This window comes from Halostagnicola sp. A56, assembly GCF_000691505.1.
GTDB lineage: Archaea > Halobacteriota > Halobacteria > Halobacteriales > Natrialbaceae > Halostagnicola.
On the sequence record NZ_JMIP02000014.1, the window covers coordinates 180,293 to 206,411 of the forward strand.

Annotated in this window: 26 protein-coding genes, 1 tRNA gene and 3 pseudogenes; 17 read left to right on the plus strand and 13 right to left on the minus strand. The window is 64.7% G+C overall.

What is annotated here, in order from left to right; translation table 11 throughout:
• Positions 1–254 precede the first annotated feature (254 nt).
• Positions 255–641: a hypothetical protein gene (locus tag EL22_RS02755; RefSeq protein ID WP_050050051.1), complete on the minus strand. Its 387-nt coding sequence runs from the start codon at positions 639–641 to the stop codon at positions 255–257.
• 95 nt (positions 642–736) lie between these two features.
• Positions 737–1,153 carry a hypothetical protein gene (locus EL22_RS02760; protein WP_050050052.1) on the minus strand — a complete coding sequence of 139 codons (417 nt, stop codon included), beginning with the start codon at positions 1,151–1,153 and terminating at the stop codon, positions 737–739.
• Positions 1,154–1,288: 135 nt separating this feature from the next.
• Between EL22_RS02760 and fni the strand changes: the two are divergent.
• Positions 1,289–2,352 (plus strand): annotated as a pseudogene (gene fni / locus EL22_RS02765) (type 2 isopentenyl-diphosphate Delta-isomerase).
• A gap of 180 nt (positions 2,353–2,532) precedes the next feature.
• On the opposite strand, the gene EL22_RS02770 reads toward fni, so the two are convergent.
• Positions 2,533–2,700, minus strand: a complete 168-nt coding sequence (locus EL22_RS02770) for a DUF1931 family protein (protein ID WP_005578700.1) — start codon at positions 2,698–2,700, stop codon at positions 2,533–2,535.
• Between the two features lie 240 nt (positions 2,701–2,940).
• Here EL22_RS02770 and larB point away from each other — a divergent pair, with 240 nt between their 5' ends.
• From larB to EL22_RS02780, 3 genes are all read left to right on the plus strand, one after another.
• Complete coding sequence (larB, locus tag EL22_RS02775; RefSeq protein ID WP_050050053.1) at positions 2,941–3,714, plus strand: nickel pincer cofactor biosynthesis protein LarB; 774 nt, start codon at positions 2,941–2,943, stop codon at positions 3,712–3,714.
• A 131-nt stretch (positions 3,715–3,845) separates the two neighbouring features.
• Positions 3,846–3,995, plus strand: coding sequence for a hypothetical protein (locus tag EL22_RS17835; RefSeq protein ID WP_197075829.1), 150 nt, complete (start codon positions 3,846–3,848; stop codon positions 3,993–3,995).
• A gap of 107 nt (positions 3,996–4,102) precedes the next feature.
• Entirely contained in the window at positions 4,103–4,351 is a 249-nt protein-coding gene (locus tag EL22_RS02780) for a GIY-YIG nuclease family protein (RefSeq protein ID WP_050050487.1), read from the plus strand.
• 30 nt (positions 4,352–4,381) lie between these two features.
• Here EL22_RS02780 and EL22_RS02785 read toward each other — a convergent pair whose 3' ends face one another.
• Complete coding sequence (locus tag EL22_RS02785; RefSeq protein WP_050050054.1) at positions 4,382–4,783, minus strand: hypothetical protein; 402 nt, start codon at positions 4,781–4,783, stop codon at positions 4,382–4,384.
• Between the two features lie 35 nt (positions 4,784–4,818).
• Positions 4,819–5,412, minus strand: a complete 594-nt coding sequence (locus EL22_RS02790; protein ID WP_050050488.1) for an NADPH-dependent FMN reductase — start codon at positions 5,410–5,412, stop codon at positions 4,819–4,821.
• A 145-nt stretch (positions 5,413–5,557) separates the two neighbouring features.
• On the opposite strand from EL22_RS02790, the gene EL22_RS02795 reads away from it, so the two are divergent.
• Together EL22_RS02795 and EL22_RS02800 are read left to right on the plus strand one after the other, a co-directional pair.
• Positions 5,558–6,991 (plus strand): phosphoglucomutase, encoded by a 1,434-nt coding sequence (locus tag EL22_RS02795; protein ID WP_050050055.1) that lies wholly within the window; start codon positions 5,558–5,560, stop codon positions 6,989–6,991.
• A 147-nt stretch (positions 6,992–7,138) separates the two neighbouring features.
• Entirely contained in the window at positions 7,139–7,534 is a 396-nt protein-coding gene (locus EL22_RS02800) for a hypothetical protein (protein WP_050050056.1), read from the plus strand.
• Positions 7,535–7,553: 19 nt separating this feature from the next.
• Here the strand turns inward: EL22_RS02800 and cysE are convergent, their stop codons facing one another.
• The 3 genes from cysE to EL22_RS02815 all read right to left on the minus strand — a co-directional run bounded on the left by cysE (position 7,554) and on the right by EL22_RS02815 (position 9,716).
• Complete coding sequence (gene cysE / locus EL22_RS02805; protein ID WP_050050057.1) at positions 7,554–8,063, minus strand: serine O-acetyltransferase; 510 nt, start codon at positions 8,061–8,063, stop codon at positions 7,554–7,556.
• Between the two features lie 264 nt (positions 8,064–8,327).
• Complete coding sequence (locus EL22_RS02810; RefSeq protein WP_050050058.1) at positions 8,328–9,035, minus strand: metallophosphoesterase; 708 nt, start codon at positions 9,033–9,035, stop codon at positions 8,328–8,330.
• 90 nt (positions 9,036–9,125) lie between these two features.
• The gene (locus tag EL22_RS02815; protein ID WP_050050059.1) at positions 9,126–9,716 is read right to left on the minus strand and encodes an IMP cyclohydrolase; all 591 of its coding nucleotides are present in this window, start codon (positions 9,714–9,716) and stop codon (positions 9,126–9,128) included.
• 338 nt (positions 9,717–10,054) lie between these two features.
• On the opposite strand from EL22_RS02815, the gene EL22_RS02820 reads away from it, so the two are divergent.
• A tRNA-Gln gene (locus EL22_RS02820) sits at positions 10,055–10,127 on the plus strand.
• Between the two features lie 124 nt (positions 10,128–10,251).
• Positions 10,252–10,983 carry a rhodanese-like domain-containing protein gene (locus tag EL22_RS02825; protein ID WP_050050060.1) on the plus strand — a complete coding sequence of 244 codons (732 nt, stop codon included), beginning with the start codon at positions 10,252–10,254 and terminating at the stop codon, positions 10,981–10,983.
• A gap of 10 nt (positions 10,984–10,993) precedes the next feature.
• Here EL22_RS02825 and EL22_RS02830 read toward each other — a convergent pair whose 3' ends face one another.
• Both EL22_RS02830 and EL22_RS02835 read right to left on the minus strand, forming a co-directional pair.
• Entirely contained in the window at positions 10,994–12,406 is a 1,413-nt protein-coding gene (locus EL22_RS02830; RefSeq protein WP_050050061.1) for an NADH-dependent flavin oxidoreductase, read from the minus strand.
• A gap of 73 nt (positions 12,407–12,479) precedes the next feature.
• The gene (locus tag EL22_RS02835; protein WP_050050062.1) at positions 12,480–13,523 is read right to left on the minus strand and encodes an NAD(P)-dependent alcohol dehydrogenase; all 1,044 of its coding nucleotides are present in this window, start codon (positions 13,521–13,523) and stop codon (positions 12,480–12,482) included.
• Positions 13,524–13,674: 151 nt separating this feature from the next.
• Between EL22_RS02835 and EL22_RS02840 the strand changes: the two genes are divergently transcribed.
• Together EL22_RS02840 and EL22_RS02845 are read left to right on the plus strand one after the other, a co-directional pair.
• Positions 13,675–14,736, plus strand: a complete 1,062-nt coding sequence (locus EL22_RS02840; protein WP_050050063.1) for an amidohydrolase family protein — start codon at positions 13,675–13,677, stop codon at positions 14,734–14,736.
• A complete protein-coding gene (locus tag EL22_RS02845) occupies positions 14,736–15,518 on the plus strand; it encodes an iron-sulfur cluster assembly protein (protein ID WP_050050064.1) in 783 nt (260 codons plus the stop codon). The genes EL22_RS02840 and EL22_RS02845 overlap by 1 nt, the downstream gene beginning before the upstream one ends.
• 55 nt (positions 15,519–15,573) lie before the next feature.
• On the opposite strand, the pseudogene cgi121 reads toward EL22_RS02845, so the two are convergent.
• The 3 genes and pseudogenes from cgi121 to EL22_RS02860 form a co-directional block, all read right to left on the minus strand.
• Positions 15,574–16,130, minus strand: a pseudogene (gene cgi121, locus EL22_RS18380) (KEOPS complex subunit Cgi121).
• Positions 16,130–18,579: pseudogene (locus EL22_RS02855) on the minus strand (ATP-dependent DNA helicase). Before EL22_RS02855 ends, cgi121 begins: the two co-directional pseudogenes overlap by 1 nt.
• An 84-nt stretch (positions 18,580–18,663) precedes the next feature.
• The gene (locus tag EL22_RS02860; protein WP_231587866.1) at positions 18,664–19,719 is read right to left on the minus strand and encodes a poly-gamma-glutamate hydrolase family protein; all 1,056 of its coding nucleotides are present in this window, start codon (positions 19,717–19,719) and stop codon (positions 18,664–18,666) included.
• Between the two features lie 276 nt (positions 19,720–19,995).
• On the opposite strand from EL22_RS02860, the gene EL22_RS02865 reads away from it, so the two are divergent.
• From EL22_RS02865 to EL22_RS02895, 7 genes are all read left to right on the plus strand, one after another.
• Positions 19,996–20,574, plus strand: a complete 579-nt coding sequence (locus EL22_RS02865; protein ID WP_050050067.1) for a hypothetical protein — start codon at positions 19,996–19,998, stop codon at positions 20,572–20,574.
• Positions 20,575–20,639: 65 nt separating this feature from the next.
• On the plus strand, positions 20,640–21,005 hold the full coding sequence (locus tag EL22_RS02870) for an Hsp20/alpha crystallin family protein (RefSeq protein ID WP_050050068.1): 366 nt from the start codon (positions 20,640–20,642) through the stop codon (positions 21,003–21,005).
• Between the two features lie 76 nt (positions 21,006–21,081).
• On the plus strand, positions 21,082–22,686 hold the full coding sequence (locus EL22_RS02875) for an AarF/ABC1/UbiB kinase family protein (protein ID WP_050050069.1): 1,605 nt from the start codon (positions 21,082–21,084) through the stop codon (positions 22,684–22,686).
• A gap of 92 nt (positions 22,687–22,778) precedes the next feature.
• On the plus strand, positions 22,779–23,843 hold the full coding sequence (locus EL22_RS02880) for an enolase (protein WP_050050070.1): 1,065 nt from the start codon (positions 22,779–22,781) through the stop codon (positions 23,841–23,843).
• Between the two features lie 109 nt (positions 23,844–23,952).
• Positions 23,953–24,327: a translation initiation factor IF-5A gene (locus tag EL22_RS02885; RefSeq protein ID WP_050050071.1), complete on the plus strand. Its 375-nt coding sequence runs from the start codon at positions 23,953–23,955 to the stop codon at positions 24,325–24,327.
• A complete protein-coding gene (locus EL22_RS02890; protein ID WP_050050072.1) occupies positions 24,327–25,229 on the plus strand; it encodes an arginase family protein in 903 nt (300 codons plus the stop codon). The genes EL22_RS02885 and EL22_RS02890 overlap by 1 nt, the downstream gene beginning before the upstream one ends.
• A gap of 122 nt (positions 25,230–25,351) precedes the next feature.
• Complete coding sequence (locus EL22_RS02895; protein ID WP_050050073.1) at positions 25,352–26,119, plus strand: Nif3-like dinuclear metal center hexameric protein; 768 nt, start codon at positions 25,352–25,354, stop codon at positions 26,117–26,119.

Consider the following 26,119-nt stretch of genomic DNA (forward strand, 5'->3'; position numbering starts at 1 on the left):
CGAACTCGAGCGGCCCCGGTCGCTCGAGGACGCTCCGGCGGCGTGTCCCGAACTCCCCGTCGGACCCCTTCGTTTCGCCTCGAGGGACTCAACGACTTCGATAGCGAGCAGTCAGCGATCCCCTCCGTTTCGCCTGGAGGGGACGAGTCGGGGTCGGATTGACACCGTCGACGAGACGGTCTCGACGGCTTCGCCCTGTCGGTGTCGCCGGTACAGCTGATTTGGAGGGGATCTGGAGAATAGATTCAAGCGAACTACTGAACTGAATCGAAGTCAGGTTCCGGACGACTCGAGGGCTGGTTCAGTGCTGCATCTGCAGCGAGGAGCAGAAAGGCAATCAGGCCGGCGAACCAGAGCAAAAACACCGGATCGATGTCGGCGCTAGTGTAGTACTGTCCGAACGCGACTGGGCTCATTGCCAGTCCGAACAAGCCGACGCCGTGGGCAACTGCCGTTTTCCTGTCTTCGAACGAGATCGTTCGGCTGAAAAGCGAGGCGTCGGTCGCGAAGTGAAAATACGCCGTCGCGGCGTACAGACAGCCGACTACGAGGAGTATGTGCCAACTGGGTGAAAACAGTTGGTAGGTCGCGACACTGATGGCTGTGCCAACCAGAACGGCTCGCAATGGCGAGGTATCCATACGATAGCCATGGAAGGCGTGCATAAATATTTCTTTGATCCGTCACAAGACGGTTGAATTCGACGTGATCGACGACTGGAATGGACTGGTTTCGATTACTCGGCCGTATCGAGATGCTGATTAGTCGCGGTCCGTGCTCGCTGGGAGAACAACGCGACGGCGACGTAACAGACCCCGAGCAACCGCGTCGCGGGAACGACCCACGATTTCAACTCGAGATCCGCCGGGTTCTCGTAGGCCGTTTCGAGCGCGAGCGTGACGAACCGTCGCGGGGCGAGGAAGGCCGGCAGGCCGATCATCCCGATGGTTCGGGTGATCGCGGGCGCGTTCGTCTTACCGGAGAGGACGAGCCAGCAGAAGACGAGTCCCTCGAGTCGCGCCATCGGGAGCGTCCACGACCGGAGCCGTCCCTCGCCGGGGTTGTCGAAGGCGAGTCGTTCCCCCGACGCGACGATCCGATCCGGGAAAGCCGCCTCGAGCAAGCCAAACGCGACGAGCGGGAGTCGGTACATAGTAGTGAGAGACGGTATCGTTCGACAAAACGTTCTGGGTCGGCCCTCGCCGTCGTGAAACGCGGACGACAGGAGCCACCCCGAAGGGACACCTTTTCAATCTCCTATCGTAACTCCCGTAGTAGAGACGAACCGATGCCCGAGACTTCCGACAGGAAAGACGACCACATCCGCATCATTCACGAAGAAGACGTCGAGACGTCGGGGACGGGATTCGCTGATATCGATCTGGTCCACGACGCGCTTCCCGAGATCCATCGCGACGAAATCGACACGACGACGACGCTGTTCGGGCACGAACTGGCCGCGCCGATCGTGATCGAGAGCATGACCGGCGGCCATCCCAACACCACGAAGCTCAACCGGGCGCTCGCCGAAGCCGCCCAGGAGACCGGAATCGCAATGGGCGTCGGCAGCCAGCGCGCCGGACTCGAGCTAACCGACGAGGACTTACTCGAGTCCTACACGGTCGTCCGCGAGGTCGCACCCGACGCCGTCCTCTATGGCAACGTCGGCGCGGCGCAGTTGCTCGAGTACGACGTCGGCGACGTCGAGCGAGCCGTCGAGATGATCGACGCCGACGCGATGGCGATCCACCTGAACTTCTTACAGGAGCCGTCCAGCCCGAAGGCGACATCGACGCTCGGGGCTGTCTCGCGGAGATCGAACGCGTCGCGAGCGAACTGAGCGTCCCCGTCGTCGTCAAGGAGACGGGCAACGGCATCTCGAGGAACGTCGCTCGACGGCTCGCCGATGCGGGCGTCGACGCCATCGACGTGGCCGGCAAGGGCGGAACGACGTGGTCGGGCATCGAGTCCTACCGGGCCGCCGCCGTCGGTGCGGACCGACAGGAGGGCATCGGACAGCTGTTTCGCGCCTGGGGCGTCCCGACCGCGGTCAGCACGCTCGAGGCAGCGGAATCGCACGACTGCGTCGTCGCGAGCGGCGGCGTCCGATCGGGCCTCGACATCGCGAAAGCGATCGCGCTGGGCGCTCGCGCCGGTGGCCTGGCGAAACCGTTTCTCGCGCCGGCCGGGCAGGGAACCGAGGCAGTCGTCGACCTGATCGAGACGCTCTCGCTCGAGCTTCGAACGGCGATGTTCGTCACGGGCTCGGCGTCGATTTCAGAGCTGCAGTCGACCGACTACGTCGTCCTCGGGCGGACGAAGGAGTACCTCGAGGAGCGACGCGAGCACTGAGCGGCCGCTTACTGGGGTATGTTGGCTGACGTATCGGACAGGATTGTTCCTGCACAGTCGACTCACGCCGATAGCGTCGTTCTCGAGTGGATGGTGTAGGGTACGCTGTTTTCGGATAGACAGTGTACAGGTGCGCCGCTCTCGAGCGACGGCGAAGAAATGAAAATTCGCGAGCGAGCCTTACAGGTCGCGCGGCTGGACCGTCTTCCGGTCGTTCGCTTCGGCACGTCGTGCTGCGTCTTCGAGAAGCTCGTCGACTTCCTCGTCGAGTGCTTCGTAGAAGTCCGAGGCGACGTTCTTGTCATCGAGCGCTTCCTTTACGGCGGCTTTGACGATCAGATCTGCCATACGAAATACTCGTTTCCGTTTCCCCCTTATAATAATTCCGGTTACTACCGCCAATACGGGGGCTGCAGGGGCCAGTTCGTCGGTTCCGCCACCCCGCTTTACCGGAAAATATATGTCCGATGAATAGCCGGCAGGGCGAGGATTGGCGAAATGCGCCGAAACCTCGCTCGCGCGCGCCCCTCGAGTCGGTTCGGAACTCGTGCCGACGGATTCGAGTAGTTGCACCGACGAGAGGTGACTATGCGCGAACTTCTCGAAGCCGTTGCGGAGGGCTCTCTCTCCCCGGCGGAGGCCGAAGCTGAGCTCGCTGGGTACGTCACCGACGACGCCGGACGATTCGATGCGACGCGCCGACAGCGCCGCGGCATTCCGGAGGGGATTCTGGCCGACGGCAAACCGCCCGAAGCCGTCGCGTCGCTGGCGACGACCGCGCTCGAGACGACGGGGCGGGCGCTCGTGACCCGTCTCTCGGACGAACAGTTCCGGGTTCTCGAGGCCGCAGTCGAGGACGCCGAGACCGGGGCGACCATCGAGCGCTGGAGTACGTCCGCGCTCGTTCGGTCGTCGTCGTACGAGCGCCCCTCGCTCGAGGCGACCGTCGCGATCGTCACCGCGGGGACGGTCGACGGGCCGGTCGCCGACGAGGCACAGGTCGTCTGCGAGGACGCGGGGGCGACCGTCGACCGGATCGACGACGTCGGCGTCGCGGCGCTCGATCGCATCCTCGACCAGACCGACAGGGTACGATCAGCGGACGTTGTCGTCGTCGCCGCCGGACGTGAGGGGGCGCTGCCGACAGTCGTGGCCGGACTGGTCGACGCCCCCGTCATCGCGATTCCCGTCTCGAGCGGCTACGGCTACGGCGGCGACGGCGAGGCGGCCCTCGCCGGAATGCTCCAGTCCTGTACCGTGCTGTCCGTCGTCAACATCGACGCCGGCTTCATCGCGGGGGCGCAGGCGTCGCTCATCGCGCGTGCCGTCGATCGAGCCGCTGGCACGGTCGAGCGCGAGTGAGCGTTCGACGGGCGAGGTGAATGCTGAAACTCGAAAATATTCTTTGGAACTGGAAAACGAATACTTCGCTGATGGAAGGATATTTAGTGTAGTACCCATTATTTTCGGGTACCGGCGAACGCCGGCCTACCATGCCACAGTGTAACCACTGCAGCGCGCACGTGTCGGAACGGTTCGCTCGCGTGTTTGCAGACGAACACGGCGAGATTCACGCGTGCGTTAGCTGCTCGGCGAACGCAGGAATCGCAGAAGCTGCTCGAGAGCGCGCTCGAAGCGTCTGATCCGGTCGCCGCGCGCTCTACCGGAGCAGCGTCGATCACGCTTCGATACTCGAACCGCCCGGTTTCGGTCCGGACGCTTTTTGTCGGCGTCGACGAATCGATACGCGATGACAGACCACGTCGTCTACGTCCTCGAGTGTGCCGATGGGAGCCTCTACACCGGCTACACGACGGACCTCGAACGCCGCGTCGCCGAGCACAACGCGGGCGACGGTGCGAAGTACACGCAAGCGCGAACGCCAGTCGAAGTCGTCTACCGCGAGCGCTACGACTCGAAGTCGGCCGCGATGTCCCGCGAGTACGAGATCAAACAGCGCTCGCGGGTCGAAAAAGAGCGGTTAGTCGGACTCGAGTGAGCCGCGTTCTGCCCTTTGGTACGCTGTACGCTACTGGCCGAATTCGACCCCGAACTGCTCGCGCTCGCGGTAGAGGTACGCCGCGATGAGCCCGGAGACGATACCGCCGGCGAGTACCGGGAGGTCAGCCGACCTGATGCCGGTAGAAAGTCCGCCGAAGGCGTTCCCGACGTAGAGCAGACAGCCGCACGTCCACGCCCACGACGCGCCAAGCCACAGGCCAGCGGCGAGCACGAGCATGCCCACGCCCATTCCGAGCACGAGCGCGGTCACGAGCAGCGTCGGTCCCGTTCCCTGCCCGGAGCCGGGAAGGATGGCCGCGACAAAACCGAATCCGGCGAGCGCACACGCACAGAGTCCCATGACTCCCGCGAGCAGTTTCACGCCGGCGGAAACCTCCGCGGACGAACCGGTTCGAGATTGTACGTTCATATCGGAGGGAAGCTGTCGGACGTATATAGTCGCTGTCACTCGGTCTCGTCGGCCGCTCGAGGCGAACTCACGGCCGGTTCGATGAAGGCGTAGTCAGTGAGCATCCGGCCGAGTTTCTCGACTCGATCCCGTAGGCTATCGTCGATGAAGGCCCGTCCGTCGATGGCGTCGGGATCGGCCTCGAACTTCCCGGATGCGCTGCGGATGCCGACCTGGTGGGGTAACACCCAGCCGTGGACGCCTCGAACGGTAATCCGGAGGTGATCGAGCGTCGAGCCGTAACTCCCGCCGCCGGCGGTCGCGAGCAGTCCGACGGTGGTATCCTCGTACTCGTCGAACCCGCAGTAGTCGTGGAAGTTCTTCAGCGCGCCGGAGTACGACCCGTGATAGACCGGCGTTCCGAGGGCGACTGCGTCCGCCTCGCGCACGAGTCGTTTCACCTCGTCGCCGTCGCCTTGTCCGTCGATATCCGGATCGTAGAGCGGCAAGTCGTACTCCTGAAGATCGAGCAAGCGCGTTCGTGCACCCGCCTCCTCGGCAGCCCGGAGGGCGTACTTGAGCCCCGTTCTGGTATAGCTCTCCGATCTGAGGCTTCCGGAGACAGCGAGGATCGTGGGACCAGTCGTCATAGCTCGAGGTACTAACCCGGGTGTGAAAACGCCATCGACGACCGGGTCGACGATCCCCCGTTCGATCCGAACCACCGCGGGCCGAATCGAGGCGATTCGAACGAACGCCGTCGCTTTTTTCGCACCGGCCGGTGAAACTCGCGCCATGGAGACGATTTCGTTCGGCACAGACGGCTGGCGGGCGACGCTCGAGGAGTTCACGACGCCTCGCGTGCGGATGGTCGGACAGGCGGTCGCGACGTATCTCAGAGACGAGGGACTCGAGGCACCCGTCGCCGTCGGCTACGACGCTCGGGAAACCTCGCGGGGGTTCGCCGAGGAACTCACGCGCGTGCTCTGTGCGAACGGGTTCGACGTGCTGCTCAGCGAGCGCGACCGACCCACGCCGCTCGTCGCACACGCCATCGTCGATCGGGACCTCGCCGGCGCGCTGGTCGTCACCGCCTCGCACAACCCGCCGGAGTACAACGGCGTCAAGTTCATCCCCGAGGACGGAGCCCCCGCGCTTCCGGACGTGATGGACGCCGTCGCCGACCGACTCGCCGAACCGGACCCGCTGCCGACTTCCGAGCACGGCAGCGCCCGCGAGGTCGATTTCACCGAATCCCACGCAGAGGCCGCGATGGACGTCGTCGAGCGGACGACCGGCACGCCGATCGATGTCTCAGGGATCACCGTCGCCTACGACGCAATGCACGGAAGCGGCCGGGACACGACCGACGCCCTCCTCGAGCGCGCCGGAGCGTCCGTCGAGCGACTGCGCTGTGAGCGCGACCCCGACTTCGGCGGAACCGGTCCCGAACCCGCACCCGAGAACCTCGAAGAACTGATCGAACTGGTGACGGCTGACGGAGAGAGCGACGAGGCTGACGGTGACGGCGCCGACGCTGCAGGCGTCGACCTCGGGATCGCGAACGACGGCGACGCCGACCGGCTCGCGGTCGTCACGCCCGAGCGGGGCTACCTCGACGAGAACCTGTTTTTCGCCGCGCTCTATGACTTCCTGCTCGAGTCGGCCGATGGAGCCGCAGTCAGAACCGTGTCGACGACGTACCTCGTCGACCGCATCGCCGACACTCACGACGCGTCCGTCCACGAGGTGCCCGTCGGCTTCAAGTGGGTCGCGCAGGCGATGGCCGACCACGATGCCCTCGTCGGCGGTGAGGAGTCGGGCGGGTTCACGATTCGTGGCCACGTCCGCGAGAAAGACGGCGTCTTGCTGGCGCTGCTGGCGGCTGCGATGCACGACGAAGAACCGATCGACGAGCGCGTCGACCGGTTGCTCGAGACCCACGGGACCGTCGTTCAGGACAAGACCAGCGTCGCGTGCCCCGACGAACGGAAAGCACAGGTGCTGGCGGATCTCGAGGCTGAGATTCCCGACGCCGTCGCCGACACGGCTGTTGAGGACGTTAACACCGCCGACGGGTTCAAACTCCTGCTCGCGGACGGCTCGTGGCTGCTTGTCCGCCCGAGCGGGACCGAGCCGGTGTTGCGAGTCTACGCCGAGGCGACCGACGAGGACCGGGTCGCGACGTTGCTCACTGCCGGGGAGGAACTGCTCGAGCCACTTGTCTAACGCCGGTTCGTTCCGCTGGTCTGAAGCCGGCTCGTTCCGCTGGTCTGAAGCCGGCTCGTTCCGCTTTTGTGCACAGTCGCGATCATACCCCGCCTAGTTGCGTTTGCCGGGTTCGCATTTACCCGTCCCACCGTCCTATCAACAGCCATGAGCGATCAGGAGGGCGTCGCCCGGATGGAACTCGAGCCGGACGCGTGGCACCAAAACGACGACGGAAACTACTACATCGACTGCCCGGAGTGTGGCTCGGCAGCGACGCTGACGAACGTCGTCGAGCACAACCGCTGTAACGGCTACCTCGACCAGCGAGAAGACGAGACCGAACTCGACGAGGGCGCGATGGATTGCACCGCGAAACTCACGCTGGAACTCGCCTACACCTCCGATCCGGGGCCGGAGGCAGCCGGTGACGGCACGGATTCCGACGGCAGTCGCCCCAGCGATACTGACGAAGGAGACGCGGATCTCGAGGAAGACGACGGCGTCACGGGCGAAGGAACACCGCCGGGATCGGACGGGACAGTCGACGACGAGCAACGGTAGGTGCCGTGTAAGACAGCAGCTACTCGACCGGTTCGGCCGGAACCCCGACGACGGTCGTTTCGCTTTCGACGTCGCCCGTGACGACCGACCCGGCTCCGACCGCCGCGTTCTCGCCGACCGTAATGTCGCCCAGCAGCGTCGCGTTCGCACCGACCTGAACGCCGTCCTCGAGCGTCGGATGGCGTTTGACCGGTTCGTTGGTGTCACCGCCCAGCGTCACGCCGTGGTACATGTGCACGTCGTCGCCGATATCGGCCGTTTCGCCGATGACGACGCCCATTCCGTGGTCGATCGTCAAACGGCGTCCGATCGACGCGCCGGGATGAATTTCGACGCCGGTCAGGAACCGAACCAGCTGAGAGAACACTCGAGCGAGCAGTTCGAACCCCGCGTTCCAGAGCCGGTGGCTGATCCGGTGTGCCCAGACGGCGTGTAAACCCGAGTAACAGAGCGCGACCCCGAGACAGCCGGTCGCGGCGGGATCGCGCTCGCACATGGCTCGCGTGTCCTCGCGCAGTTGCCGGATCATCGGTTCTCGTAGTCCCCTCCGCTCGGTCGGGTGCGAGCAACGCCGGTTCCGGGCCACAGCCGTTCGGTCCGGTCACTTCGACGACACCGCGCCACAGCAACTCGCCGTCGATTTTCGTCGATACGGCCGGTGTGGCTGGCGGGTATCATACAACCACCTGACGAACGGCCGGGTCAAAATCCCTTCGGGGTCGCGTTCCTCGAGAAATCTCGATTTCCGCGCTCGCGCACGCTATTCCGGCCCACAGTCGAACGGTCTACGAACTCACTTCCCGCGAGCCAGTCGTGTTCCGATTCGGTCGGGAAGTCCGGCATCATCGACTGCCGCCTGGACGCTCTCGACGTCGTACTCGACGCGATGCGTGTCGACGGTCATGGCATCGAGGTCGACGACCGCGTAGCCCGCCCGCGGATCGCCGTCTCGAGGCTGCCCGACGCTGCCCGGGTTCACGACGATTCCCTCGGCGTAGGTCTCGACGTGCTGGACGTGAGTGTGCCCGAGCACGAGCACGTCCTCGTCCTCGAGCAACCGCGGCGAGAAGTCCTCGGGTCGAGTGTACCGGTCCGGATCGTCGGGGTGGCCGTGAACGAGTTTCAGTCGGCCGTCGAACGCGAGGCGTTTCTCGGGCAGGGCCGCGAGCCAGTCGCGTTGGTCGTCGGTCAGCGTCGATCGCGCGTGTTCGACGCCCGCGCGGGCCATTCCGTTGAATCGGAACGTCGATCCCTCTGCGACCGCGGCGTCGTGATTTCCCAGCACCGTCGGCACGTCGCGGTCGCGGGGCGCGCCCGCCCGCGTTCCCACGGCGCTGAGTATCGCACCCGCTCGTAAGGCCTCGACACACTCGGCCGGCCACGGGTTGTAGCCGACAACGTCGCCCGCACAGACCAGTTCGTCGACCGGCGGCATGTCCTCGAGTACGGCCTTGAGGGCGATTCGATTGCCGTGGATGTCGGAAATGAGCCCGACGTTCATGGGACGACTAACTCGCTCGAGCCGTTTGAGGCTTCCTGCGGTTCGGTGGCTCCAGCACGGTTCGGTTCGCTCCAGAAAATACGCCGCGCGTTACTCGCCGTTCTCGATCGCCATCTCGAAGCCGTCGTCGGTGCGGGCGACGCCGGCCGCACAGACGGCGTGTTCGAACTCGAGGTCGTAGGCCTCGCTGGCGGCTTCCTCGGCGCTCGCGGCCTCGAACGCGAACGGTTCCGGCGCGTTCGTCTCGTAGGTCGCCACGAGCGTCGGTTCCTCGACGGTCTCGACGCGAAGGGCGTCCTTCCGAACCGTCGCGATCAGCGCCTCGCCATCGTCGCCGATCGTCGCGGCGATTCGCGGCGTATTGTAGTCGTCTTTCTCGTAATCCAGCGCGAGCAGACTCGTCGCGAGGGCGTCGCGTGCGGGATACCCACGCTCGAGTTTCTCCGCGATCGGATCGACGTGCGAGCCGTTGCCGAAGGCGGCGGTCTCCCCCGTCGGCGTCTCGACGACGCGCAGACAGTTGTAGGCGACGTACGGATTGTCGGTCTCCGGCGCGTCGTCGGTCGGGCCGACCGTCAACGCCGTTTCTCGAGCGGTGATCTTGCGGTTCGGGAACGACCGCGAGGAGACGCGGTACGCGCCCACATCGGGGCCAACGACGACGAAGCGTCCAACGTACATACTCGAGGGTGCGCGCGAAAGCGGAAAAGGGGTATCGGTTCGGACTCGCGGTTCGCACTCTTTCACGGGGACGTCCCCGAGAGCAGATTGTTTGTATACGATACCGCGGCCAGATGCCCGTGACGACCGTCGAGGACTGCATCGCGGCGTTGGCGCAGGCTGCCGATCGACTCGAGGAGTCGCCGTCGAAAGCGCAGTACGAGTCGCTCGGCCTGACCCCCGCCTCGGCAACCATCATCGGAACGGTACCGTTTTCGAAATCCCGGTTCCGTCCCTGCATTCGCAGATGCCAAACCGAAAGCGATAAATTATGCCCACCCCAACTAATGGTCGCACGAAGTCCATTAGGGTAGTGGCCAATCCTTCTGCCTTCTGGGGGCCGAGACCCTGGTTCGAATCCAGGATGGACTACTTCTCCGTTTCAACTCGAGCACCATCAGGACGCGGTATCGTGTTCTCCAGTCGAAACGAAGGGGTGCCGAGAGTAATACGATCCACCGGAACACCTATTTGAATTCGGCCTATAGTTGATTGTATGAATCGACGTTCGTTTCTCGCCGTCGCCGGGAGCGGCTCGCTCGGAATCGCCGCGGGGTGTCTCGACGACATCGGAATTGATGGCACGAGCAACGACGATGGGAGCACCGACGACGGATCGGGGTACGAAACTGAATCGTTTCAGGGAACGGATGTCCCGCTCGTCCCCGTCGACGAGGCCTACGAGTGGTACGAAAACGAGGAGGCCCGGTTCGTCGATACGCGCGGGATGGGCCAGTACGATGCCGGCCACATTCCCGACGCGGTCTACAGCCCCGCAGTCGGCGGCGACGGGACCGATCCCACGGACGAGTGGGCACACGACACGCGGATCGTCACGTACTGTAGCTGTCCGCACACGCTCGCCGGTCAGCGTGCCGCGGAGCTCAAATCCGAGGGGTTCGAGAACGTGTACGCGATCGACGAGGGGTACGGTGGGTGGGAAGACGCCGAGTACCCGACCGAACAAAACGATCAGAACGCGAACGTCGAAACGCACGCGATCGAGGGTGAAGCCGATGCGTCCAACGCGGGCGAATACGTCGATATCTCCACGGTCGAGGGCAGCAACTACGAAGTCGCGACGATCCAGTCCAACGGCACCTACGAGACCGAGATTCGGTTCCCGGACGTCACCGCCGAGACCGAACTAATCGTTGAGGCACCCGACTACACCGTCGAGGGCACGCTCGAGGAGTTCACGACCGAACCGATCACCGCCGACAGTTAAGCGAGTGTGATCAGTCCTGCTCGTATGCACCTGCCCGCTCGAGTTCCACCCGGTCTCTGAGCACGGACGGCGTTCGGCAGATGCCGGGCGCGCCGGTCACCTGCGGCACGGTACAGTTGTTACAGCTTTCACACAGCACGCGAGCGACGGGTGAGTCGGACTCGAGCAGCCGCGCACCCAGTTTCGGTTCGGCGTAGAACGGTCGGGCCATGCCGACCATGTCGCAGGCCGGCGGCTCGGACTGGCTCGTCGCGGTTCGGTCGGTCGAGTCCCCCCGCCCGCTCGAGGTTGCTCCTCGAGTCGAACCTGTCCCTCGGGCGCTCGACCCGCCGAGCAGTCGATCCATGGTTTCACGCTCTCGAATGCCACCTTCCGCAAGGACCGGAATCGAAACCTCGTCGCGAACCCGTCGGCAGAACGGCTCGTTCCAGGCCGATTCGAAGTCGTACTGTAGGGACTGTACCCAGTTCGCCGCCGCCACGAGACGACGACGAGCGGGGCCGCCGAACGCAGCGTCGTAGCCCGCACGCATCGCCTCGTTCTCCCACGCTCGGTCGGGGTAGGCCCCGCGGACGATGCTCATGTCCCAGACGACCGACGCGGTGACGGGGACGACGGCGTCGTAGCCGATTCGCTCGAGGCGGCGACAGATCTCGATCCCGTCCTCAAGCGAGAGTCGCCGCTCGACGATCGGCCACGGCGGCGCGGCGGTTTCGGCCGGCACTTTCGTCACCAGCGGAACGTCGCCCGCTCGCTCGCGGATTTCGTCGTGGACGAGCGCGAGGAACTCGAGGCGAGCCTCGGGACTGCCGCCGAACTCGTCCTCGCGGCGGTTGTAAAAGGGCGAGAGGAACTGCTGGATGATGCCCATGTTCGCGCCAGCGAGGTGGATGCCGTCGTAGCCCGCCTCGACACAGCGCGCAGCAGCCTGCCCGAAGTCCGCGGCCAGTTCGTACACTTCGTCGGTGCTCAGCACGTGGGGATCGAACGAGAGCAACCCCAATCGATCCAGCGCTCGCAACTGCCACGGCGGCCTCGAGACCGCGAGCTGCTCGAGATCAGGATTCTCCGTGCGGTACTCGGCGTGCCACGTTTCCATGCTCCGGAGACCGCCGTACTCGAGTTGGATGAAAATACGACTCCCGTGCTCGTGAATCCGGTCCGTGAGCCGCGACAGTCGGGAGACGAACTCGGGGTCGTGAACGCGCGTCATCCCCGGCGCGGCACACCCGCCCTCACCGCGGACGACGGTCGCGCCCTGACAGATGAGTCCGACCCCAGACGCCGCAGCGGGCTCGAGGTCGTCGATAAGCGCGTCGACGGCGTCCGGACCGTTCCCCGCACACTCGAGCAGCGGGGCGCGGTAGAGGCGGTTGGGGACCGTCACGCCGCCGATGTCGATCGGATCCTCGAGCGTGGCCATACGTGTCTCCGAGTTCGGTCGGCGACGACAAGAACGTGGTGTCGGTTCGCCTCGAGCGAGAGGCTGGATTCGTTTACGGCGGCAGGATCACCGCTCGGCCCTCGATTTCGCCGTGCTCGAGCGCTTCGGCGACATCGTTGATCTCCCCGAGGTCGTAACTGCTGGTGTGGAGTTCGACGAGGTCACGGTCGACGAGCGCGACGAGTTCCTGCAGTTCGGCGTAGCGCCCGACCAGCGTTCCCTTGAGCGAGACCTCGCCGTTGACCAGCGCCTGGCACGGTTCGTGGATGTGGCCACCGTAGCCGATGACGTGCTGGTCGCCACCCTGAGAAGCGATTTCCGTCGCGTAGCTAGCCGTTTCGTCCGAGCCGACGAAATCGAGGATTTGCTGGACGCCGCCGCCGTCGGTGAGATCGTCGACGACCTGGGCGAGGTCCTCCTCGCTCGAGTTCACGGTGTGGGTCGCGCCGAGGCGTTCGGCCAGCTCGAGCGCCTCGTCTTTGATGTCGACGGCGACGACATCGGCGGCGCTCATCGCCTCGAGACACTGCAGGCCGATGTGACCGAGGCCGCCGACGCCGACGACGACGGCGGTGTCGCCGGGGTTCAGTTCGCGGACCGCCTTTTTCGCGGCGTGGTAGGCCGTAATTCCGGCGTCGGCGTGGGGCGCGATTTCGGTCGGATCGACCCCGTCCGGCAGCGGGATGACCGCGCGTTCGTTGGTCTGGAGGTACTCGGCGAACCCGCCGTCGGTCGTGAGCCCGTTGAACGCGCTGTTCTCGCAGTACATGTCCTCGCCGAGGCGGCAGGGCCGACAGATACCGCAGGTCTGAACGGGGTGACAGATTACCGGATCGCCTTCCTCGACCAGCGTCACCTCGTCGCCGACCTCGGCGACGACGCCCGCGTTCTCGTGGCCGAGCGTCATCGGGAGTTCCTGCGGGACGTACTCCGTCCACATCCCCTCGATGACGTGGTTGTCGGTCTGACACCAGCCCGCGCCGGCGACTTCGACGAGCACGTGGTCGGAGCGCTCGAGGTCGGGACGATCGATATCCTCGACGGTGAGGGCGTCGTTCATGTCGTCGGTGTATTCGTGGAGGCGTGCTGCTTGCATGGTACTCTGTGACAGTTCACCGTACTCTGCCAAAATCCTTCGCTCGTTCGCGGTGAAACGACGTTCTACCGTCTGTGAGCGTTCACATAGCGGGATTTACTTCCAGTGCTGAAAAAGAGTGATAGACAATGATAACAAATAACAATGCACAATGTATCACCACGGCAGCGAGGAGATCTTCGTCATCGACTCGCACGTTCACCTGTGGGATGCGAGCGAGAAGAACATCATCCACGAGGGCGGCGAGCAGTTCATCCAATGTTTCTACGACTACCACACGTCGTTCACGCCGGAGGAACTGCAGTGGGACATCGACGAGTATCGACAGTACGGGAGCGAACGAATGCTCGAGGACCTGTTCGGAAACGCGGCCGCGGACATGGCGATTTTCCAGCCGACGTACCTGACCGACTTTTACGACGAGGGGTTTAACACGACCGAACAGAACGCCGAACTCGCGATGGACTATCCCGACCGGTTCGTCCTCAACGGCACCTTCGACCCGCGCGACGGCGAGGAAGGACTCGAGTACCTCGAGGAACTTGACGAGACATACGACCTTCAGGGAGTCAAACTCTACACCGCCGAGTGGCGCGGCGACTCGAAAGGCTGGCGACTCGACAGCGAGGAGGCGTTTCGCTTCCTCGAAAAGTGTGCGGAACTCGGCATCGAGAACGTCCACCCCCACAAGGGACCGACGATCCGGCCCCTCAACCGCGACGCGTTCGACGTCAAGGACGTCGACGACGCCGCGTCGTCGTTCCCCGACTTGAACTTCGTCGTCGAACACGTCGGTCTCCCGCGGCTGGACGATTTCTGCTGGATCGCGGGTCAGGAGCCGAACGTCTACGGCGGGCTCGCGGTCGCCGCCCCGTTCGCCCAGAACCGACCCGGCAAGTTCTCAGAGATCATGTCCGAACTGCTCTGGTGGCTCGGCGAGGATCGGGTTCTCTTCGGTTCGGATTATGCCCTCTGGAACCCAGACTGGCTCGTCGAGGAGGTGATCGAAGCCGAACTCACGCCCGAAGACCGCGCCGAGTACGGCGTCGAGTGGGACCTCGAGACCAAACGAAAGGTGATGGGCGAGAACGCGGCCGAGCTCTACGACATCGACATCGAGGCGAAAAAACGAGCTTTCCGGGACGACGAGATCACCGAGACGTTCGAACTGGCAGACCACTACGCGGGCGGCGAACCGGCGGCAGCGGACTGATGGCGTCGAACTCGAGCACGCCGCACGACGCCTCGAACGGCCCGGATCGGGCCACCGTCTGCGATCGTCTCCGGCGGGTGACCGACCCCGAGCTCGACCGCTCGATCGTCGAACTCGAGTACGTCGACGAGATCGAGATCGATGGGCCGCGGGTGACGGTGCGATTTACCCTCCCGACGGCGTGGTGTTCGCCGGCGTTCGCCTGGATGATGGCGACCGAGGCCCGCGACGCCGTCGAAGCGCTTTCGAACGTCGAGACTGTGGAAATCGTCCTGCAGGAACACCTCCACGAGACCGAGATCAATCGTGGCGTCAACGAGCGCCGTTCTTTCGAAGCCTCGTTCCCCGACGCCGACGGCGGAATCGAGGACGTTCGCGCCCAACTCGACGAAAAGGCTCGAGTCGCCCGCCAGTACGACGCGATCGAAGCGCTGCTGGGAGTCGGCCTCGAGCCGGCCCGGATCGTTTCGCTGCGACGGCGAGACGTCGAGTGCGACAAGTCGGCCGGTGTCGCCGCAGTCGAGCTTTCCGACCGGGGATTTACCGCGACCGCGCCGATCGAGCCGATCGAGAGCTACCTCGAGAAAGCACGGGAGACGGGGGTCGGGACGCACCCGGACGATATCCTCTTCCGGACGCCCGAAGGGGAACCGATCGACCCCGATGACTTCGAACTCGTCCACCGACGTGGTCGACTCGCGCAGGTCAACATGTCCGGACAGGGCGGCATCTGTGATGCGTTGAACGAGTCCAGACGCGCCCGATTCGAGGGCGACGACTGAGCGACTGCGTCGAAGAGGCTCACGAGCGTTTCGAGAACGGCACAGCTCTCGTCGGCTACTTCTCGACCTCGAGTAACGCGACCCGCTCGCAGACCAGGTCCTCGAGACTCGCATCGGTCGCCGAGCGCTCGGCGTCGGTGATATCGAAGTACGTCTGGAGTGTTTTCTCGTTGGGCGCCTCGGGTGTCCTGTGTGGCGTCTCACGTCCCCTCTCCGCGGCCGTCGCGAGCGTCGGTTCGGGCTCGAACTGCTCGGCGTCTGCGAACGCCTCGGCGGCGCATGCTTCCGCGCTCTGCTCGCCGTCCGGGCCGCATCGAACAGCACCGCGACGCGATTGTTGCCCTCGCCCACGCCCATCTCGAGCGCGCGGTCGATCTGCCTACGCCCGGCGGCGTACAGCAGGATCTCGACGGCCCGATCGCGAGCGACGTTCTCGCCGCGCTCGAGCGCGCGGTCGGCCAGTCCGACCGATCGCTCGAGGTGACGCCGACCCGCGAGATAGGTCGCGTCGAAGGCCTGGATCGTCACCTCGTGGCGGTCGCTCAGTTCGCCAAGCCGAGCGACGAACGCGTCGAGATCCGCGACCGCGAGCCGTCCCTCGAGCACCTCCATCAGAAATCACCTAGGCTGGCTTGATCGTCGTCGGACTCGTCCGCCCCGTCGTTTCCGCTGCTCGTCGCTCGACTCCCGCCACGGTTCGTCGTCACCTCGACGCCCTCGAGATCGGTTCGGGGCTCGACGCCGTCCATCGACGGATCCTCGCGGCCGGCGTTCTCGAGGATGTTCTCCGCGGTCTTCGCTCCCTTGAGCACCGCGAGGACGACGCCCTTGTCGGCGGTTCGGAGGTCCGCGGGACCTTCGATGCCGACGTCGTAGAGCTGTCTCGCACGCTTGCGGCCGACGCCCCGAACCGAGACGAGCTCGAGCAGTTCCTCGCTGACCCCGTGTTCGACGCGGGCGCGGGCCTCCCGAACCGCGACGGTCCACTCGCTCCCGATTTCGTTCGCGAGCGATTCGGCCGCGCCGAGCAGCCATTCTGCCGTGTCGACCTTCCCACGGAGGTCGCCGGGCCCGATCTTGTACTCGTCGGTGAGCCGGTCTTCATCCCGTTCGTCGGCCCAGTCCTCGAGCAGTTTGCCCGTCTTCAGCGAGGCGAGCCAGTCTTCGAACCGGGCGTCTTCGTACTCGCTGGGTGCGTCGCCGAGCAGTTCCGTCTCACGCTTGTAAAAGAGCTCGCCGAACGTCTCGTCCTCGCCGGAGCGGAGGTAGAGCTCGTACATGTCCGGCGTGCGCGAGATTAGCTGGTAGAGCCCGAGCGCCGTCGGTCGGTCCTCTGCCGACTCGAGGCCGTGGACGATTTCGGCGGCGGTCATCGGATCGAGGTAGAGCCGCGAGACGGTGTGGCCGAGACTCGTCGCGGTCAGGTCGACCGTGGTGCCGTCCGCCGTCGAGTTCGTATCGGTTCCGTCGGCGGATTCGTCCGTCAGCTCGGCCGCGGAGACGAACGCATCGGTCCCGGATTCGGACCTGGGCTCAGACTCGGATTCGGACCCGGAGGCTGACCCCGTGGCCGCTTCGAGTCCCGCCGTCGCGGCCCCGCCCTCGCGCTCGATGAAGTCGTTCGACTCGAGGTACTCGAGCACGTCGTCGGTGACCGACTCGAGTCGGCTTCCCTCCGTCGACTGGCTCGCATAAAGGGTCGCCTGCATGAACTCGAGCAGTCCCTCGCGAGTTCGCGCGAAGCCGGAGGCGATGGTCGCGAGGACGTGTGTGCGAAGTGCGGGTTCGGCTGCGAGTTTCGATCGAACGGGTTCGGGATCGCCCCAGACGTACCGCTCGAACAGCTCTTCGCGTTCGTCGTGGCTGTTCGCCAGCAGGACGGCTTCGCCGTAGGGATCGAGCCCCGGCCGACCGGCCCGGCCCATCATCTGGTGGACCTCGAGCACGTCCAGAGGCGACATACCGCCCGCAGTTGGGTCGAACCGCCGCCAGTCGCGGACGATGACGCGACGGGCGGGGGTGTTGACCCCCGCCGCGAGCGTCGGCGTCGCGGAGATCATCTTGAGCAGACGGTCCCGAAAGGCGTCCTCGACGATCGTTCGGTGTTCGCTCGCGAGCCCCGCGTGGTGGAAGGCGGCCCCGCGCTCGACGCAGTCGGCGAGGTCTTTGCTCGTCTCGGTGTCGCTCACGTCCCGGATGTCGTCGGCGAGTTCCGACAGTTCCGATCGTTCCTCGTCGGTGAGTTCGCGACTCGAGACCTGCGAGAGTCGCCGCGCGGCGGCTTCGGCGTTCCGGCGCGAGCTGACGAACACGAGCGAGGAGCCTCCCTCCTGCAGGATGTCTCGGACGAGCGCGGCTTCTTGCTTCTCCGAGCCTCGACGGGGACTTCTCTCGTCGAGCCGTCGTGAAACTCCAGTGCGTTGCCGTAGTGGACCCCCATCTGGAGGTCGATCGGCCGCCAGTCGGTGTCGACGAGGTCGGCCTCGAGCCAGTCTGCGATTTCGTCGGCGTTGCCGACCGTCGCGGAGAGCGCGACGGTCTGGAGGCCGGGGTTGAGTTCTCGGAGTTTGGCGAGGGTCACCTCGAGGGTTGGGCCCCGGTTCCGGTCGTCGATCAGGTGAACTTCGTCGCTGACGACGCATGTGAGATCCGAGAGCCAGTCCGCGCCGTTTCGCACGAGCGAGTCGACCTTCTCGCTGGTCGCGACGATCAGGTCCTTCGTGGCGAGCCATTCGTCGGTCGACTCGTAGTTGCCCGTCGTGACGCCGGTCGTCACGCCGAACTCCTCGTAGGCATCGAACTCGGCCTTCTTCTCGCTTGCCAGGGCGCGAAGCGGGACGATGTAGAGGGCTTTCCCGCCGCGCTGGACGGCCGAAAGCATCGAGAGGGCCGCGATCATCGTCTTCCCGCTTGCGGTCGGCACCGCGGCGACGAGACTCTCTCCCTCGAGAATCCCCGACTCGACGGCTTCGGCCTGGGGCGGATACAGCGCCTCGATACCCTCGTTTCGAAAGTGCTCGAGCGCCCCGGGCGGGAGCCCCGACAGCTCCTCGACGTTCATTACACGCTCTTGTGCCGTCCCGCGGTTTAAACTATCGTCTCCGCGCGAGACGTCTCATTCACGGATCGTCTCGAGTGTATCGTGTCACCCGCGGATCGTCTCGAGTGCGTCGACAACGCCCTCGGCGACGACCGACCAGTCGCTCTCTCTGACGTCGGTGGGCTGTTCGATCTGGATGGTCTGACCGATCGGTGCGAGATCGTTGAGCACGTTCTCCGGGTTCGCGCCGGTGTACTCCGTGGCGTCTCGGTCGACGGCAGAAACCGTCTGTTCGGGGAGCAGATCGGCGATCGTCTCGACGACGATGGCTTTGTCCGACTCGTCTGCGGTGCCGCCGACCAGTATCTCGCTGTTCGCGTAGCCGTGGAAGGCGACGCCCCACTCGAACTCGCGCTCGAGCAGCGAATCGAGTTCGGGGAACGAACGCCGGTGGATCTCGGTGGAGTAGGTGTGCCAGCGGTCGAACCCGCCGCCGCCCGCGTTGAAGCCCGAGCAGATCCACCCCGTCGCGCCGATCGATTCGGCCGCTTGCTCCGCCTGAAAATCGGTACCGTACTCGATGTAGCCACCGTGAGGTGCGAGGACGACGACGTCGCTTCCGTCGCCGCCATCGTCGCCGTTGACCAGATATTCGACGTACTCGTCGTTGAGTTCCCCGCCCTGGCGGGTGTTGTAGCTCGGATGGATCGCGCTGGATCCGAGCGTCACCGTCTCCGAGTCGCTCGCGTCGATCCGGTCGAGCCCGCTCGCGGTCAGCCAGAGCGTCTCATCGGTTTCGTGTTCCGACGCGACGGTGTAGACCGCGTTTTCGAACTCGCCGGTTCCGTTGCCGATCCGGACTTGCTGGCCGATCGCGACGTTATCGGTATCGGTCAACGAACACGGGACCGAACAATACAGATTCGGATCCGCTCGAGCGCTCCAGTCTTCGTTTGCCTCCTCTACCGTGAGTTCCCAGTGATCGACGTCCTCGCACCCTTCCGCGTAGACGTCCGTATCGGTTCCGCTCGGCGGTGCTTCCTGTGAGCGAACGATCTGGGTCTGTGCGCCCGCTCCCAGTATGCCAGCGCCGACGATTCCGCCGGCGGCCGCGACGATCCGCCGCCGTGAGTATCGTTGTTCTGTGGTACGTTCTCCCATGTATCCTTCCTTCTCGGACATTATAATACCAATCCTATATCGTATTCATTTTAATTTACTGGCCAGTTGTATTACTATTGTCATCTCGGCTTCCGTCTCGAAATCCGGTCCGGAAGCGGTATGTCGGTGACTCACGAACCCTCGAGCATGAGAGTCGAATTCGCCACATTTCGGGCTGCTATCGGCCGCTTTTTGCACTCGAATAATAAACCTACAGCAAACAGAACTTCAGTTAATTCAGAAGGTTCAAAAACTCTGACTGTTGAGTGAACGGATATGGTACAATCCGATGACACGACCGAATCAACAGACGAGACCGAGACTGCCACGGTTCCAGCACACGGCGGAGACGGCGACTCGATCGTCGACCTCGCACAACAACCGATCGTCAAACAGTGGACGAAGTTCGTCGCGATCCTGTTCGCGTTTGCCGGTGTCGGTGCGGGACTGGTCGTCATCTTCCGCGACATCGTCGACCAACCAATTATCGACTCGAGTGTGGTGAGCGCACAGTCGTTTCCGGGGGTCGACGTTCCGATCGTTGCCGCACTGGTCGCCGTCTTCATCGGCGTCTACTTCGGCTGGACCCTTCAGACGGATGATCGGACGGCCTATCTGACCAGCGCGATAGCCATGTGGGTCGGAACGATCACGTGTGTGATCCTGTTCGTGATCTTTTATTCGATCGGTACCGACCTCTCGATCGACTTCGGCGGCCTCATCGTCAGTTCGATCGTGAGCGGTCTCGGTCCGGCCGTCGCCGGTGCCGGCGGCGCCTGGACCAGCCGAACCGCCACACCGGAGCACTCGTCGACGACAGCCGAACCGCGACACCACGTTCAGACCAGCGACTGACGCCCGTTGACACGCCCCGCGACCGCGGGCTTTTTCGTATCCGCGTCCTAACGTGTGACCATACCATGTCTACGCTTCGCGAGGCGTTGGGTGACCTTTCCGACGACGTCTTTTTCGATCTTCTCGAGAGCGACGACGAGTACCTGCTCGTTCTCGACGTCCCGGGCGTCTCCGCCGAAACCCTCCAGGTGGCCGTCGCAGGCGGACAGATCGAAATCGACGCGAGCCGCGAGAAATCGGTGGACGACGACTACCGCTACGTCGAGGAGAACCGATCGCTGTTTCTCGACGTTTCGCTTCCGTTACCCGACGACGCGACCGAAACCGGCGCGAGCGCGACCGTCGAACGGGGCGTCCTCGAGGTGACTCTGCCAAAGCGCGAGGCCACGGCGGAGACGACGATCGACGTCGTCGCCGGGGAGGACGCCTAACGCGAGGTGGCCTGATCTGTCGACTCTCCGCGCGTATCGGCGGTTCGTCGTCGTCGCGTGGCAGTTTCTCCCGCTGTTGGTCGCCTACGTCCGCGATCGACGGCGCTTTTTCCTGTTCGGCGGCTCGAGGCGAGTTGATCCGGAGACCCACGAACACCGCGCCGAAGTCCTGCTCGAGTCGCTGTTGACGCTCGGACCGACGTTTATCAAGCTCGGACAGTTGCTCTCGACCCGCCCGGATATCCTCCCGCCGGAGTATATCGAGGTCCTCTCGTCGTTGCAGGACGAGGTTCCGCCGGCCGACTGGGCGGACGCGAAAGTCGTCCTCGAGGAGGAACTGGGACCGGTAGACGAGCGCTTCGAGGCCTTCGACACCGACCCGATCAGCGGGGCCAGCCTCGGACAGGTGTATCGCGGACGGATCGACGAGCGCGACGTCGCGGTCAAGATCCGCCGCCCCGGCATCGAGACGCTGGTCGAGACCGACCTCCGGGTGATCCGGTGGTCGATGCCGATCCTGCTGTACTTCGTCGACGAATCGCGGTCGTTTTCCCTCGGGAACCTCGCCGAGGAGTTCTCGCGGACGATCCGCGAGGAGATGGACTACGAGCGCGAGGCGCGGATGTTAGAAGAGATCAAGGCGAACTTCGCGGGCGACGAGCAGGTCCGAATCCCGGCGGTGCTCGAGAGCCACTCCGGGCCGCGCGTGCTGACGATGGAGTACGTCGAGGGGACGAAGATCAACGACGTCGACGAACTCGACGCGAAGGGGATCGACCGAGGCGAGGTCGCGAAATCCCTCGAACGGGCCTACCTGCAGATGATCATCGACGACGGCGTCTTCCACGCCGATCCCCACCCCGGAAACCTCTCGGTGACCGACGACGGCACGATCGTCTTCTACGACTTCGGGATGTCGGGGTCGGTCGACGAGTTCGTCCAGCAGAAGATCGTCGAGTTCTACGTCGCGGTCGCGAATCAGGACATCGACGCGATACTGGACGCGCTGGTCGAGATCGGAACGTTGAGCCCGGACGCCGACCGCGCGGTGATGGCGGAGGTGATGGAACTGGCGATCCAGAACGCACGCGGCGAGGCCGTCGAGCAGTACCGCGTCCAGCAGATCGTCGGCCAGATCGAGGACTCGATCTACGAGTTCCCCTTCCGACTGCCGAAGAACCTCGCGCTCGTCCTCAGGGTCGCGACGGTCGTTGAGGGCGTCTGTCTCACCCTCGATCCAGACTTCGACTTCATCTCGACGGCGACCGACTACCTCACCGAGGAGGGCTATCGCGAGGAGTCGATCCGCAAGTACCTCGAGGAAACCGGCGAGCAGCTCCGGCGGTCGGGCGAATCCCTGACCCGAATCGCGCCGAAGGCGGAACGAACGCTCGATCGAATCGATCGGGACGACCTCTACGTTCGGGTCGGGCTCGAGGACGAGAAGAACGTCTTCGCCGTACTGGCAAAGCGGCTCATCTACGGGATGTTGCTGACGATGTCGCTGTTCTCGATGGGCGTCCTCTACGCGCTCGGCGCGCCCGAGGCGTCGATCGTTGCCGCCGTCTTCGGGGCGGCCGTGACGGTGCAACTGTACCGTTCGTTCCGCAAGCGACGCGGGCTCAAAGCGGAACCGCAGTTCGCCAAACAGCGGTTCCGGCAGCGCCAGCGCGAGAAGTGACTCGAGGCCGTTGCGTCGGGGCACAGGCCAGGACGGGGCGATAGTACCTCGACAGGGTGAAACCATATCCCGCTGGCTCCCCTCGTGAGACCATGGACTACGATCGAATCGCCGATCTGTCGGTCGAGATCGACTCGGTTTCGACGGAGCGACTCGAGGCCGAGACGACCAGCGATTTTACCCGGGTGACGACGCTGTTTTCGCTCTCCGGTCCCGCCGAGAACGGCCGAACGGTGACGGGGACGGGCGAGGACGTCACCTACGAAACGGACGAACACCACGCGCTGGCCGAGACCGGACTCCCGGATCTCACCGGCGAGTACACGATCGACTCCTTCTCGGCCCGCCTCGCCGACGCGGACCTCTTTCCCGCGGGCGCTCCCGACCGCGAGGTGTTCCGGAACTACCGTCGCTGGGGGCTCGAGAGCGCCGCGCTCGATCTGGCGCTCCGGCAGGCGGGGACGGATCTAGGCACCGAACTCGAGCGCTCGCTCGAGCCGGTTCGGTTCGTCGCCAGCACCCGCCTCGGTGAGCCGCCATCGACGGACCGACTCGAGCGACTGCGCGAACGCGTTCCTGACCTCGGGTTCAAACTCGATCCGACACCGGAGTGGGACGACTCGCTCGTCGCGGCAGTCGCAGACGCGGCATCGGTTCGGATTTTGGACCTCAAGGGGCAGTACGAGGGAACCGACGTGGACGTGCCCGCAGATCCGACGTTGTATCGCCGTGTGCTCGAGGCCTTCCCCGATGCGATCGTCGAGGATCCTGCCCTGACCGCCGAGACCGAGCCCCTCTTCGACGACCCCGACGTGCGCGATCGGGTCTCCTGGGACGCGCCGATCCACGGCCTCGAGGACATCGAAGCGCTCCCCTGGGAACCGGACTGGCTCAACATCAAGCCCTCCCGGTTCGGCTCGCTCGAGTCTCTGCTCGAGACCATCGCGTTCTGCGACGAACGCGGCGTTCGACTCTACGGCGGCGGCCAGTTCGAACTCGGCGTCGGTCGGACACAGATTCAGACGCTGGCCTCGTTGTACTACCCCGAGACGCCGAACGATGTCGCGCCGCGGGCGTACAACGTCCCCGAGATCACCGACGAGTTGCCGGCGAGCCCGCTCGAGATTCCTACCGAGGGTGATGGGTTCGGCTGGTAACCCAGTTACCACTTCCTCGGCTCGCGTTTACTGTCTCGAGAGCAGGTGTACGGTCGGGTCGCTCGTCCGATCCAAACGGTTTATGCCGTTCGGTTGATTATCCCGGCGTATGGCGAAACAGCAGCAAGAAGTTCGCGATCTCCAGGAAGGTAGCTACGTCGTCATTGACGATGTGCCCTGTAACATCAACGCCTACAGTACGGCAAAGCCCGGGAAACACGGCAGCGCAAAGGCCCGAATCGAAGCTGAGGGGGTCTTCGACGGCAAGAAGCGATCGCTGTCCCAGCCGGTCGACGCGAAGATCTGGGTCCCGATCATTGAGCGAAAACAAGGCCAGATCGTCTCCGTCGACGGCGGCGACATGCAGGTAATGGACTTAGAGACCTACGAGACCATCACGATGCGCGTCCCCGACGATCAGGACGTCTCGCCCGACGAGAACATCGAATACCTCGAGATGGAAGACCAGCGGAAGATCGTCTAATGTTTCCCGGGGCGGCCGACTACCGACGAGCCGAGACGAGCGGGCGAGAGCCCGACGCGGATTTCGTGGTCGTCGGTGCGCCCCTGGACGCCTCGACGACCTTTCAACCGGGGACCCGCTTTGGTCCCCGTCGCGTTCGAACCTTCTCCGAAAGTTACGACGATTACGACCGCCGAACGGACCAGCACTTCTCCGAGCTCGGCGTCTTCGACGACGGCGACGTTCGCGCGTGGGACGACGCGGCGGAGTACCTCGAGTTCCTCGAGGGAACGCTCACCGACGTGGTCTGGGACGACGCCGTCCCCCTGTTGCTCGGCGGCGAACACACCGTCTCGCTGGCCGGCGTTCGCGCCGTCGAACCCGAGGTGTTCGTCTGTCTCGACGCCCACCTCGACCTCCGAGACGGCTACGACGGCAACGAACTGTCTCACGCCGCCGTGACCCGGCGCATCCTCGAGACTGTCGACTCACTCGAGGAGGCGATCATTATCGGGGCCAGAACTGGCAGCGAGGCCGAGTGGGAGCGCGCCGAAGCCGCGGACGTAACGGTCGTTCCGCCGGAGGCGGTTTCGGGGTCCGACTCGGCACTCGAGTCTACCGCAGACTCTCCCACCGAATCCGGCTCGGCTCCGGACCTCGAGTCGATGATAGACGGACGGGACGCCTACCTCAGCGTCGATATCGACGCCGCCGATCCCGCCTTCGCGCCGGGAACCGGCACGATGGAGCCGTTCGGCCTCGAGCCGCGGGAACTCCGCTCGGTCGTGCGCGCCGTCGCGCCCGCTGCGAGCGGGTTCGACCTCGTCGAAGTGAACGACCGCGACGACGGCCAGGCGGCGGCCCTCGCCGGAAAGCTCCTCCGGGAGTTCGTGTTTTCGGCCGCCGCCGACCGAGGGGAGTGACGTTTCTCGCCCGCGATCCGTTTCTCAGCGGGCGGATACTCATCCGACGATAGCGGCCCAGCCCTCTGGCGACGGCACTCTCGACGCACACTTACAAGTCTCGGGAGTTCGAATCGCCGTGCATGGAACTCGCCGAATTCTCGGCTCGACTGGACGAGGAACTCCGGACGGCCGATTACGCGGATATCGATGCGAGCGCGAACGGACTCCAGGTCGGCCCCGACGAGGGCGAACTCGAGCACGTCGCATTCGCCGTCGACGGCGTCGCCGAAACAGTCGAGGGGGCGGTCGACGCGGGTGCCGACGCACTTGTCGTCCACCACGGGATTTCCTGGGGCGGCTTCGACCGCGTGACGGGTCGGAAGTACGACCGCATCGCACCGCTGATCGAGAACGACGTTGCACTCTACGTCTCGCACCTCCCGCTGGACGGCCATCAGGACCACGGTAACGCGGCCGGGGTCGCCGACGTGTTGGGCCTCGAGAACCGCTCGCCGTTCGGCGAACTCGGCCCGGAGTACATCGGCCAGCGCGGGACCGCCCTCGAGTCGTTCTCGCTCGAATCGCTCTGTGACCGCCTCGAGTCCGAACTCGATACGGGCGATCGACAGGTTCGGGGCCTCGGATTCGGGCCCGAGGAGATATCCGAGGTCGCGATCGTCACCGGCAGCGGCACCGACTGGCTCGAGGACGCCGTCGACGCGGGCGTCGACGCGTTCGTCACCGGGGAGGGAAAACAGAAGGTCTACCACGAAGCCCAGGAGGCGGGTATCAACGTCGTGCTGGCGGGCCACTACGCGACCGAAACGTTCGGCGTGCAGTCGCTTCAGGAACTGGTCGAGGAGTGGGGCCTCGAGACGACGTATCTCGACGTGCCGACCGGCTTGTGA